The organism is Arcobacter iocasae, from assembly GCF_042214795.1.
GTDB lineage: Bacteria > Campylobacterota > Campylobacteria > Campylobacterales > Arcobacteraceae > Arcobacter > Arcobacter iocasae.
This window is the reverse complement of record NZ_CP090177.1, coordinates 1,821,924-1,834,399: the sequence shown is the minus strand read 5'-3', so window position 1 is coordinate 1,834,399 and position 12,476 is coordinate 1,821,924. Positions and strand designations below refer to the sequence as shown.

Genomic DNA, 12,476 nt, shown 5'->3' with positions numbered 1-12,476 from the left:
TAAAAGTGATAAAATACTTTTATGGAAAAAACTAATGAATTATGAAGAACAAACAAAAATTACAAGAGCTGTTATAAAATCAGCTGTATTAATGTTAGAATTTGGAGCTGAAAGTATTCTAATAGAACAAACAGCTCAAAGACTTGGTCGTGCTTTAGGTGTTGATTCTGTAGAGATATCTTTGATACCTTCTGCCATTGTATTAACTACTTTAAAAGACTCTCAATCAGTAACTACGACAAGGCGTTCACATCACAAACCTATAAATATGTCAATTGTATATGATGTGCAAAAAATGACAATTGATGCTGAAAAAAATAATAATTTGACCGCTGATTATATAACTACCACTTTAAAAAATATTGAACCAAATTATTATAACAGATGGCTTGTAGTCTTTATGGTAGGACTGTCTTGTGCCTCTTTTGGATATTTAAGAGGTATAGATTTTAATGGTTTTTTTGTAACTTTTTTTGCAGCTTCAATAGCAATGATAATAAGACAAGAATTAGCAAAAAAGAAATTTGTACTAATTTTAACTTTTGGAATTACAGCTTTTTTTGCAACAGCAATTGCACACTTGGCTTCATTTTTTAATATTAGTTCCACTTCAAATATTGTTTTATCAGCTTCTGTTTTACTTTTAGTTCCCGGGTTTCCTTTTATAAACTCAATGCTTGATGCAACTAAAGGGTATTTATCAATGGCTTGGGGGCGTTGGATGCAGGCTTCACTTTTGACACTTGCAACTTCTATTGGAATAATTATTGCCATGTCAGTTTTTAATATAAAGGGATGGTAAGATGCTTTTAATTTTACAAAATCTATTTTTACATGCTATTTTTGCAGCTATTCCAGCTGTTGGATTTGCTATGCTTTTTAATGTACCAAAATCAGCACTAAAATATTGTGCCATGGGTGGAGCTATTGTTTATACTTGTAGAGAATTTTTTATGACTTTACATTTGACAATAGAATTATCAACATTTTTAGCTTCTGTTATTATTGGAATTATTGCACTATATTGGTCTAAAAAGAACTTAGTTCCAAGACCTATTTATACTGTTGCTTCGATTATCCCTATGATTCCAGGAACTTATGCTTTTACAGCAATGATAAGTTTAGTTGACATGAATTCCCATGGAGTAAGTATGGAATTAATTGCTATTTTTATTGACAATGGATTAAAATCAGTCTCTATTATTGGAGCAATTAGTTTTGGTCTTGCACTCCCATCACTGTATTTTATGAGGTACAAAAGACCAATAATCTAATTATAAAAGTATTAAAGTTGCAAGTCCTAAGAAACTAAAAAACCCAACAACATCAGTAACAGTTGTAAGTAATACTGTACTTCCAATTGCTGGGTCAATTTTTAGTTTTTGCAAAGTCAATGGTATAACTGCACCAAAGAACCCTGCACTAATCAAATTAATAACCATAGACATTGCAATAACAAGTCCTAATAAGGGTAATTTAAACCATAAGTATGCTATTACACCTATGACTGCGGCAAAAAGAAAACCATTTACCAAAGATATTATTACTTCTTTGATTATAGTTTTTTTTGCATCTTCATTTTCAATATCACCTAAAGCCATCTGTCTTACTGTTACGGTTAGGGTTTGTGTTCCTGCATTTCCACCCATAGAAGCTACTATTGGCATAAGTACAGCTAAGGCTACAAGAGATTGAATAGTTGCATCAAACATACCAATTACAATAGAAGCGGCGATTGCAGTAAGCAAGTTTACACCTAACCAAATCGCTCTACTCTTACCAATTTGATACATGCTTTCTTCTTGCTCTGCTTCATCATTAACCCCTGCCATGTTATAGATTTGCTCAGTTGCACTATCTTGGATGATGTCATATACATCATCAGAAGTAATTCTACCTATTAATCTATTTCTATTATCAACAACAGGTAAACTAGATAAGTTATAGTTTGTAACCATATCTACCACTTCTTTTAAGTCAGCTTTATGGGATACATTATAATTTCTTAATTTTTCACTTGGAACATCTGAAAATTTCATATCATGTTCAAAAATAATAAGCTCTTCAAGTCCAACACTTCCTAAATAAACTCCTCTTTTATCTGTAACATGACAGTGCCAAATATTATCAACTTCTCCAATTTCTTTTAACTCTTTTAATCTTTTTATTGCATCACCGATTTTTTCATCGATTTTTGCAGAAAAAAGCTCTGTTTGCATATAAGCACCGGCTTCATCATCACTATATGCGATAAGTTGCTCAAGTAACTCTTTATCTTCATCATCAAAGCTTTCCAAAATCTCTTGGGCCAACTCTTCATTATCTTCTGAAATATTTTGAATAAAGTCAGCTGCATCATCGGTATCCATACTCGATGTAATTGCAACAATTTTTTTAGTACTGATATGATCACTAATCTCTTCTTGAACAATATCTGGCATCTCAGATAAAACTTCTGCAAGAAGAGCACTTGGAATTCTTTTAAGCATTTTAGAGTATTCATCTTCATCAATATCTCTAAGTTTTAAAAGTTGTTCAGAGATATCATAAGGGTGAACGCTATTGTTATTATCTGTTTTAAACTCTAATATTTCACTATTAAGTATTTCAACTAATTGATCAAGCTGTTCTATGTTTTTATCATTCATATTAAATCTTCTTTTTTATCTCTAGTTTTTGAGGCCTAATTGTTATATCAGTAATAACACCATTATAATTTATGATTTCTAATACACTTTTTGCAATATCGTCTGCTATTAGATATGAATTCTTACTATCTCCTGGTTCAAAATTAAAATCATCGAAAAAATTTGTTTTTGTAAGGTCTGGATTTATTGTTGTAACTTTTACATCACTTCGCCTAAGCTCTTCAAATAGTGCTAAACCAAAATCTCTAAGTCCTGATTTTGTTGCAGTATAAAGTGCTGAAAACTTGGAATGTCTTGTAGCTTCTATTGAAGCTATATTTATAATATGCCCCTTTGTTTTTTTCAAACTTCTAAGGAGTAAATTTGATAAAATAATTGGTGCTGTTAAATTAACATCAATCAACTCTTTTATTTTAGCTAATGATATCTCTTCATGAGGTTTAAAAATACCAATACCTGCACAATTTACCAAAATATTGATATCGTTTTCTTTAAGTAAAGATTTTATCTCTTTTTCTAAAGAATCAAAATCATTTAACCTACTATATAATTTTATTACTTCAAAACCGTTACTACTTAAAATATCAGAAATCGCTTTTCCAATTCCTGAACTGTATCCTGTAACTATTACTTTCATAAGCTTACATTTTTTCTTTTATAATTTTTATAATATAAATATGCAACTATGCTTAGAATTATTAAAAGAGCAATAACAATATATCTTAAATATTCTTTGATTAAAAGTTGATTATCTCCTATAAAGTACCCAACTAAAACCAAGATTATAACCCAAACAGCAGCTCCTAAGCTAGTATATAAGGAAAATAAAAAGATATTCATTTTCGCTAAACCTGCTGGAAACGAGATATATTGTCTAACAGCTGGAATCAATCTCCCTGAAAAAGTTGAAATATGCCCATGATCTTTAAAAAACTTTTCCATTTTGTTTATAGTCTCTTCATTTATGAAAAAATACTTTCCATATTTAATTAAAAACTTTCTTCCAAATCTTACAGCTAAATAATAGTTAAACAAAGCTCCAGATAAACTTCCCAATACTCCACAAATAATTGCAATACTCATACTCATCTCGCCTTTAAAGGCTAAATAACCAGCGGGTACCATAACTACTTCGCTAGGAAAAGGGAAAAAAGAGCTTTCTAGGAACATCATTATAAATATTCCTATATAACCTAAACTTCCAACTGTTTGAACTATGAAGTCAACTATTTCATGTAACATTAAGCACCAACTCTAATTTTTTTATATATTATAAACATAAATAGTGACATTGCGCTTACAATTATTATAGTTGCCCCTGAAGTTAAATTATATGTATAAGATAAATAGAGTCCAACTAGCGTAAAAAGTGAAGATAAAAGAGCTGATATTGCCATCATACCATATAATGAATTCGATAGTTTTTCAGCAATATATATTGGAATCGTCAAAAGAGCAATTACCAAAATCAATCCCACAACTTTTATAGCAATTACAACTGTTAGTGCTGATAAAACTAAAATCAAGGTATAAAATACTTTTACATTTATTCCTCTTAATGAGGCATATTCACTGTCATATGACACAGCCAAAATATCCCTATAAAAGAAACTCACTATTGCAATTATGAAAGCCACTAATATTGACATAAAAACTAAATCATCACTTCCAACGGCTAAGATTGATCCAAATAAATAACTCATCAAATCCACATTATAACCAGGTGTTAAATCAACTAAAATAATTCCAATAGCCATACCACAAGCCCAAATAAGACCAATAAAAGTATCTATTCTTTCCCTTTGATAAAGGGTCAAATATGACATTAAAAGTGCAGCCCCAATTGAAAATACAGTAGCTCCTAAAAAAATAGGAAGTCCAAAATAAATAGCAATACCAATTCCACCATAAGAAGTGTGTGCCATCCCACCTGCTAAAAATACCATTCTATTTACAACAATCAATGAGCCAATAATTCCAGCAGCAATACTAACTAACAATCCTGCAATAATTGCATTTTGAATAAATGAATAATTTAATGCTTCTAACATCCACAACTCTTTTTAGTACCAACATTAGTTCCAAGTAATTGAAGCATTTCAACTTCACAAAAATGATTATCAGCATTTGGAATATCACTTTTTCTATTTGAGATATCATGAAAAGTCAATTTTTTATTTATATGGGCTACTTTTGAAGCATACCCCAAAATAACCGAAATATCATGGCTAACTACAACAATTGTAATTGATTTATTTAAAAGTTTCAATAAATCATAAATTTGTTTTTGTCCATCAACATCAATACTAGCTGTTGGTTCATCTAAAAGTAAAATTTTAGGATGAGCACAAAGGGCACGCGCTATCATTACCCTTTGTCTTTGCCCACCTGAAAGAGTTCCTATTTTTACATTGGCAAAATCTTGCATACTAACTTGTTCCAAAGCACCCATAGCACAAGCTATTTCTTCTTTTTTATACCCAAGTAATGGTCGCTTATGTCCAACATGTCCCATCATAACTACTTCTATTACTTTAATTGGAAAGTTTACATTTACATTTGTATTTTGAGGAACATAACCTATTGTTGAAATATTTTTTTCAACCTTAGAACCTAAAAATCTTATTTTCCCTTTTTTAACTTTGTTTATTCCCAAAATTGCTTTTAACAAAGTGGATTTTCCCCCACCATTAGGTCCAATTATTGCTAAAAAATCATTCTCTTTTATTGTTAAACTTATATCTTCAAGAATAACTTGTTTATCATATGAAAAGCTTAATTTATCTATTTCAAGTATATTCATTTATCTTCTTTTATTTATTTTGCTTAAGTATGACATCTTCATCATATCTTCCATTTGATTGTTAGAAAAGTATTCATAACCAAAACAATCTTTCCAAAGTTTGTGGTCTTCCATGCATAAATAGAAGTATACCTTATTGTGCCAAGCTTTAAAAGAGTCATAGGCAAATTTAAACATCTCTTGTTTTATCTCATAAGGGTATGATTGTTTTTTATTTATCTCTTCAAAAGGCATTTGTAAGATTTTTGATTTAAAATCTCTACTTTTTATTTTATTTATAACTGGTTTTATGAAAGTGAGTGTTCCAAAGGATACTAAAGCTACATCATCTGGATTAAATTCAGTTATTAATTTATCAAAAACCTCTTTATACTCATCTAAATAGTTTTCATAATGAACGATTGGATGAAAGTGAAAACCTACTACAACACCTTTTTTTGATAATGCCTTAGCAGCATTAATTCTTTGGTCTAATGTTGCAGTTAAGTGTTCTTCATTTTTAATGATTGTTGGAGTATTTAACGACCAAGTACAAATTATATTTGCTGGTACTTCATTTTCTAAAAAATATTTTATGTTGTTTGATTTTGTTTTAAACTCTAAAATTACATTTTGATTTTCTCTAGCAAAATCAAATAATGCATCTAAAAGACCATCTTTGTTTCCCCACATAAGTGAATCAGAACTTTGCCCTGTTCCTATATGATAAGTATAATTTGGGTCTAGTTTTAATTTTTTTAAATTATCTTTAAAATTTACATCAAAACCTATTTTATCTTGATTGTAAAAAGATTGAATAGAACAATAAGAACAATCAAAACCACAAGACTGAACTGCATCAAGAGTTAGCAAATTACAACATCTTGTACTTTCACTAGCAACAGGACAAGAACCAAGTCCAACACTTTCTTTTTTTATTTCATTAAAAGAGAATCGTCTTGGTTTTTCATATGCTTTTTCATCAAAGGTTTTGTATGAATTTGAAGAACTCTTTAAATCATCCCAAATCTTTCTTATGTGATTAAAGGCATTTTTTCTTGAAGCATATTTCTCTTCAAAAACTTCATAAAGCTCTTTTTCATTCCACATATTAAAATCAATCGCAAAATCAATTAGTTGTTTTAACTCTTGATAGGAAAAAAGATATTTTAGATATATCTCTTTTATAAACTCTTTATTTTTTTCTTTTAAATTTTCATAATTTGTTCTTAAAATATGCTCATTGAATTTTTCTATACTCATATATATTTTCCCCAAGATTTAAAACTATTTTGTATAAGCTCAATAACAAATGATTTTTTTGGAATTGTTACATCTAAATAATCAGAAACCACTTTAAAAACATATACATCTTTTATATACTTTAAACAAGTTTCTTTAAAATATAAACTCTCCATATCTACTAAGAGTGTTTCTAAGTTTTCATCACTATCAAGAGGCTCATCAACTGTAGTAATTGATGCAAAATTAATATTTGGCAATAATCTATTTGTACAAAACAGTGTTCCTATTTTTATACTTTCATCACAACATCCTACGATTCCAATATTTATAGCTTTTTTAATATTATAGTTTTCAAATACATACTCTAAAGAATCTATAGTATTAGTTTTACCCATACCTGATACTATTAAAATAATATTATCATTAAAAAATAGTTTTGAATTTTGAACAGAAATGTCTTGTTTAAGTTTATAGTAGTTGATTAAATATTGTGCTTCTGGTTGAAGGGCTGTATGGATTAAGACTTTTGAAGTAATCATAAGAATAAAAAAGTCGAAGTAAAAACTTCGACTCTAAAAGATTACTTTTTAAGCTCTTTAATTCTAGCTTTTTTACCAGTTAATCCTCTTAAGTAGTGAAGTTTAGCTCTTCTTACTCTACCTCTTCTTAATACTTCAAAAGTTTTAATTGACTCTGAATATAATGGGAAAATTCTTTCAACACCAACTGAGTTAGCTCCGATTTTTCTTACTGTTAAAGTAGCACTAACACCTTCAGCACTTCTTGCAATAACAACACCTTCAAAAGTTTGAACTCTTTTTTTCTCACCCTCTTTAATTTCAATACCAAGTCTAACAGTATCACCCGCTCTAAATTGAGGAATCTCTTTTTCTGCAATTTGCGCTGCTTCAAAGCTCGCAATGTATCTATTTTTCATTGTATTTCCCTTTGGTGAAAGTGCCCGCATTTGCAAGTTGCGGGATATCACACTTCTATTTTGTTTTTTTGTTCGTGATTAAACCTGGTCTATAATATTTTGTTTTGCAAATAGCCAGATTATTTTTCAAGTCGGCAATTTTACTATGATTTCCCTTTAAAAATTCTTTAACTACACTTAATTTCTGAAAAATTTCAGGTTTTGTAAAAGATGGAGCTTCTAAAAGATTATTTTCATAACTTTCCATCACTAAAGAGTCAGCATTTCCAAGTACACCTTCAACATTTCTAGAAATTGCATCTGCCATGACTAATGAAGGTAATTCTCCACCCGTTAGTATATATTCTCCTATACTAAACACCTCATTTGCATACTTTTCTATAACTCTTTCATCAATTCCTTCATATCTTCCACTTACAATAACTATGTTTTTTTTCTTTGCTAATCTTTTTGCATCTTTTTGATTAAATTGTTTTGCAGCAGCTAATGGAAAAATAATATATGCATCAGGATTTTTGATTTTTATATCATCCAAACAATCAAAAAGTGGTTGAGGAGTCATTAACATTCCTGCTCCTCCACCTACCATTTGCTTATCAACTTTATTATGTTTATTTTCTGTATAATTTCTTGGATTATAAAATTCATATGATATAAAGTTATCATCTACTGCTCTTTTTAATATTGAGTCATAAAAATAAGGCTCAATAAGATTTGGAAACAGTGTTACAAATGTAAATTTCAAATTATTATCTTCATACTTTAAAAAAGTATGTTACCCCTTTTCTTTTTTGAAAGTCTAGCATAATAATTTTTATTTGTAATTAAGCTTTAATAACATATATTCTATTTTTTAAAAGGAAAAAACAATTGAGACATTTAAAAGGTTTTAGAAAAAACTACTTTTCATTATCAGCAATCACTGCCTATTCGACTGCAAAAAAACTTAATGATAATGAAGTACGGTCTAAAAAAACTGCTTTTATATACTCAAGTCTTTGTGATGAAGATGAAGAAGAATCCCCTCCTTTAGAAAAACTCATTTTAAATGCTGCAACTTTTGCTGCACATTCAAAACCTTGTTATTGTGATTGTGTCTTTAGATTAAAAACAAAACTAGCAATCTCAAATTTTAAATTTATTCCAAGATGTCCATACTATTCAACACACTTTGCCTTTAGGCGTACTGGTGTTCATCCTCCACTTATTATTCATTAATCAACAAAATTACAAACATAAAAAATATTAAGGATAATAAAATGTTAGAAAGCACATATGTAGTAGGTTTCCCCCGAATTGGAGAACAAAGAGAGTTAAAAAAAGTATTAGAAAGTTATTGGGCAAAAAATTGCTCATTTGATGAAGTGCAAAAAGTCGCAAGTGAATTGAAAAAAAGACATTGGAACTATCAAAAAGAAGCTGGTATTTCATATATAAGTTCAAATGACTTTAGTCTTTATGATAATGTTTTGGATACTGCAATTATGTTAAATGCTATTCCAAAAAGATTTAAAGACCTAAAAGGTGAAGAGTTATATTTTGCAATGGCGAGGGGAAATAAATCTTCAGTTGCCATGGAGATGACAAAGTGGTTTAATACAAACTACCACTATATAGTTCCTGAACTTAGTTTAGAAGATGAGTATAAACTTAATGCTTCAAAGATAATCAATGAATACAATGAAGCAAAAAAACTGGGAATAAAAACAAAAATAAATCTTATTGGTCCAATTACATTTTTGGCTTTGTCAAAAAGAGTGGATAGAGGTGATACTTTTGCCTTATTACATAAAATTTTACCAATTTATGTTGAACTATTTTATGAGTTATCAAAGCTTGATGAAGTGGTAACTATTCAAATAGATGAACCAATTTTTGTAAAAGATAATGAAGCAAAGATTTTAAGTCTAATAAAACCAACATATGATGAGTTGTCTTTAACTACAAATAATATAAAACTAATAGTAACTACATATTTTGAACACTCAAATGAAGCAACAAAAATATTAGTTAATACTCCAATTTGGGGATTAGGACTTGATTTTTTATATGGAAGTGAAAATTTAGACTCTTTAGAAATTATCGCAAATAGTGGTAAAAACTTAATTGCAGGAGTAGTTGATGGAAGAAATATTTGGAAAAATGATATTAAAAAATCTTTTGATTTATTAACTGAAATTTCAAAAGTACTTGAAAAAGATAAAATCATTATCTCATCTTCTTGTTCACTATTACATACTCCCTTTACACTAAAATATGAAGATAAACTTGATGAAGAAATTAAAAACTGGTTGAGTTTTGCTTGCGAAAAACTTGATGAAGTAGTACTTCTTGCAAAAGTTTTTTATAAAGGAATTGAGAATTTAGATGATAAAGAACTTGAAGCATTAAATAAAAATAAAGATGCAAACAAAAGCAGAGAATCTTCACCTTTAATACATGATAAAGAAGTTCAAACTAGAGTTGAAAACTTTAAAACATTTAATAGAGAAGGAAAATACGAAGATAGAATCAAAATCCAAAAAGAGTTATTAAATTATGGCTGCTTAGCTACTACAACTATTGGTTCCTTTCCTCAAACAAATGAAATAAGAAAATCAAGAAGAGATTTCAAAGCTAAGGCTATCTCAAAAGAAGAGTACACAAAATCTATGAAAGATTATATTGATGAGTGCATATCTTTTCAAGAAGAGTGTAACTTGGATGTTTTAGTACATGGAGAACCTGAGCGAAATGACATGGTTGAATATTTTGGTGAGCAGTTAAAAGGTTATGGTTTTACTTTAAATGGTTGGGTACAAAGTTATGGAAGCAGATGCGTCAAACCTCCTTTTATATTTGGAGATATATCAAGACCAAAAGCTATGACAGTTGATTGGATTACTTATGCTCAAAGTAAAACTAAAAAAATCATGAAAGGAATGTTAACAGGTCCTGTTACAATTCTTAACTGGTCATTTGTAAGAGATGATAAACCAAGAGATGAAGTATCAAAACAAATAGCAGTTGCCCTTAGTGATGAAGTAAATGATTTACAAAATGCAGGTATTAAAATAATTCAAGTAGATGAAGCTGCTTTTAAAGAAGGATATCCTTTAAGAAAAGAGAAAATCAAAATCTATGAAGATTGGTCAGTTAGAGATTTCAAGATTTGTGTAAGTAGTGCAAGAAAAGAGACTCAAATTCATACTCACATGTGTTATAGTGAGTTCAATGATATTATTGAAACAATAGAAAACATGGATGCAGATGTTATTTCAATAGAGACAGCTAGAAGTGGAAATGAACTTTTAAAAATATTTAAAAAACATGGTTATAAACAAGAAGTCGGACCTGGAGTTTATGATATTCACTCACCAAGAGTTCCAAGTGTTGAAGAGATTGTAAAACAAATCAAAGCTCTTTTAGAAGTTTTACCAAAAGAGCAACTTTGGATTAATCCAGATTGTGGTTTAAAAACTAGAAAATGGGAAGAAGTAATTCCAAGTCTGAAAAATATGGTAAAAGCAGTAGAAATTATAAATAAGGAGAATGAATAAGGGGTAAATTACCCCTTATTTAAAAATAGTTTTTACTCAAATAATAATAGTAAAAACTATTTTTAGATAACATTTCAAACAAAAAATATGAAAAGATATAAAATGATTACATTAAAAGATATAAAAGACGCAAAAACAAAACTAGAAGGAATCATATTAAAAACGCCCCTTACTTATGCCCCATTTTTAAGTGAAGAATTTGATAGTAATGTATTTCTAAAAAAAGAGAATCTACAATTAACAGGAAGTTTCAAAATAAGGGGTGCTTTTAATAAAGTTGCCTCTCTAGATGAAGAAACTAGAAATATAGGAATAGTAGCAGCAAGTGCTGGAAACCATGCCCAAGGTATTGCTTATGCTGGAAACTATTTTGGATGTGATGCAACTATATTTATGCCAGAAGCTACACCACTTACAAAAGTAAGTGGTGTTAGACAATATGGAGCAAATGTTGTTTTAACTGGACAAAACTATGATGAAGCATATGCTGCTGCCATTAAGTTTTGTGAAGAAAATAATAAAACATTTATTCATGCTTTTGCTGATGATAAAGTAATTGCTGGACAAGGAACTATTGGATTAGAAATTATTGAGCAAATAGAAGATTTAGATGTTATAGTAATCCCAATTGGTGGTGGTGGGTTAATCGCAGGAGCTGCTGTTGCTGCAAAATCTATAAATCCAAATATTAAAATAGTAGGAGTAGTTGCAAGTGGTGCTAGGGGTATGAAAGACTCTTTTGAAGCGAGATTACCTATTGACTCAACATCTGTTAAAACTATAGCAGATGGAATTGCGGTAAAAGTTGTAACACCAAAACTACTTGACTATGCATTAGAATATGTGGATGAAGTTGTAGAAGTAGAAGAACATGAAATAGCAAATGCAATTTTATTTTTATTAGAAAAACATAAACTTGTAGTTGAAGGAGCAGGTGCTGTTTCAGTTGCTGCACTTATGCATAAAAAAATAGAAGTAGAACACTTAAAAGTTTGTGCAATTATTAGTGGTGGTAATATTGATGTAACTATGTTATCTCAGATTATTGAAAAAGGTTTAGTAAAATCTTATAGAAAAATGAACCTTATGGTAACACTTATTGATAAACCAGGTTCATTGATGCATTTGACATCAATATTCCAATCAAGTGATGCGAATATTGTTCAAATAGATTATGATAGAAGCTCGATAAAACTGGAGTTTGGTGAGGCTTATCTTACTGTTTCATTAGAGACAAAAGGTGAAGAACACCAAAAAGTAATACGAGAAAATTTGAAACAAAATGGTTACAGATTTAAACAAATCTGATTATTTTTTATACTATT

Annotated in this window: 14 protein-coding genes; 5 read left to right on the top strand and 9 right to left on the bottom strand. The window is 29.4% G+C overall.

From position 1 onward, the window contains the following. Positions 1 to 34: 34 nt before the first annotated feature. Both LXN10_RS09225 and LXN10_RS09220 read left to right on the top strand, forming a co-directional pair. On the top strand, positions 35 to 802 hold the full coding sequence (locus tag LXN10_RS09225) for a threonine/serine ThrE exporter family protein (RefSeq protein ID WP_375722748.1): 768 nt from the start codon (positions 35 to 37) through the stop codon (positions 800 to 802). Position 803: 1 nt separating this feature from the next. Continuing rightward, positions 804 to 1,274: a threonine/serine exporter family protein gene (locus LXN10_RS09220; protein ID WP_375722747.1), complete on the top strand. Its 471-nt coding sequence runs from the start codon at positions 804 to 806 to the stop codon at positions 1,272 to 1,274. On the opposite strand, the gene mgtE is transcribed toward LXN10_RS09220, so the two are convergent. Genes mgtE through trmD form a run of 9 tightly spaced genes read right to left on the bottom strand, consistent with a single transcriptional unit; the run spans position 1,275 to position 8,357 of the window. Next, entirely contained in the window at positions 1,275 to 2,648 is a 1,374-nt protein-coding gene (gene mgtE, locus LXN10_RS09215; protein ID WP_375722746.1) for a magnesium transporter, read from the bottom strand. A gap of 1 nt (position 2,649) precedes the next feature. After that, positions 2,650 to 3,285: an SDR family NAD(P)-dependent oxidoreductase gene (locus tag LXN10_RS09210; protein ID WP_375722745.1), complete on the bottom strand. Its 636-nt coding sequence runs from the start codon at positions 3,283 to 3,285 to the stop codon at positions 2,650 to 2,652. Next, positions 3,282 to 3,890 carry a DedA family protein gene (locus tag LXN10_RS09205; protein ID WP_375722744.1) on the bottom strand — a complete coding sequence of 203 codons (609 nt, stop codon included), beginning with the start codon at positions 3,888 to 3,890 and terminating at the stop codon, positions 3,282 to 3,284. The genes LXN10_RS09210 and LXN10_RS09205 overlap by 4 nt, the downstream gene beginning before the upstream one ends. Beyond that, complete coding sequence (locus LXN10_RS09200; RefSeq protein ID WP_375722743.1) at positions 3,890 to 4,699, bottom strand: metal ABC transporter permease; 810 nt, start codon at positions 4,697 to 4,699, stop codon at positions 3,890 to 3,892. Before LXN10_RS09200 ends, LXN10_RS09205 begins: the two co-directional genes overlap by 1 nt. Continuing rightward, the gene (locus LXN10_RS09195; RefSeq protein ID WP_375722742.1) at positions 4,693 to 5,451 is read right to left on the bottom strand and encodes a metal ABC transporter ATP-binding protein; all 759 of its coding nucleotides are present in this window, start codon (positions 5,449 to 5,451) and stop codon (positions 4,693 to 4,695) included. Before LXN10_RS09195 ends, LXN10_RS09200 begins: the two co-directional genes overlap by 7 nt. Then, on the bottom strand, positions 5,452 to 6,693 hold the full coding sequence (locus tag LXN10_RS09190) for an SPL family radical SAM protein (RefSeq protein WP_375722741.1): 1,242 nt from the start codon (positions 6,691 to 6,693) through the stop codon (positions 5,452 to 5,454). Continuing rightward, on the bottom strand, positions 6,690 to 7,214 hold the full coding sequence (locus LXN10_RS09185) for a nucleoside phosphorylase (RefSeq protein ID WP_375722740.1): 525 nt from the start codon (positions 7,212 to 7,214) through the stop codon (positions 6,690 to 6,692). The genes LXN10_RS09190 and LXN10_RS09185 overlap by 4 nt, the downstream gene beginning before the upstream one ends. Positions 7,215 to 7,255: 41 nt before the next feature. Beyond that, positions 7,256 to 7,612: a 50S ribosomal protein L19 gene (rplS, locus tag LXN10_RS09180; RefSeq protein ID WP_375722739.1), complete on the bottom strand. Its 357-nt coding sequence runs from the start codon at positions 7,610 to 7,612 to the stop codon at positions 7,256 to 7,258. A gap of 55 nt (positions 7,613 to 7,667) precedes the next feature. Further along, positions 7,668 to 8,357, bottom strand: coding sequence for a tRNA (guanosine(37)-N1)-methyltransferase TrmD (trmD, locus tag LXN10_RS09175; RefSeq protein ID WP_375722738.1), 690 nt, complete (start codon positions 8,355 to 8,357; stop codon positions 7,668 to 7,670). Between the two features lie 125 nt (positions 8,358 to 8,482). Here trmD and LXN10_RS09170 point away from each other — a divergent pair, with 125 nt between their 5' ends. From LXN10_RS09170 to ilvA, 3 genes are all read left to right on the top strand, one after another. Next, complete coding sequence (locus LXN10_RS09170) at positions 8,483 to 8,830, top strand: hypothetical protein (protein WP_375722737.1); 348 nt, start codon at positions 8,483 to 8,485, stop codon at positions 8,828 to 8,830. Between the two features lie 41 nt (positions 8,831 to 8,871). Beyond that, positions 8,872 to 11,151 carry a 5-methyltetrahydropteroyltriglutamate--homocysteine S-methyltransferase gene (gene metE / locus LXN10_RS09165; protein ID WP_375722736.1) on the top strand — a complete coding sequence of 760 codons (2,280 nt, stop codon included), beginning with the start codon at positions 8,872 to 8,874 and terminating at the stop codon, positions 11,149 to 11,151. A 102-nt stretch (positions 11,152 to 11,253) separates the two neighbouring features. Then, positions 11,254 to 12,459: a threonine ammonia-lyase gene (gene ilvA, locus LXN10_RS09160; protein WP_375722735.1), complete on the top strand. Its 1,206-nt coding sequence runs from the start codon at positions 11,254 to 11,256 to the stop codon at positions 12,457 to 12,459. Positions 12,460 to 12,476: the final 17 nt, after the last annotated feature.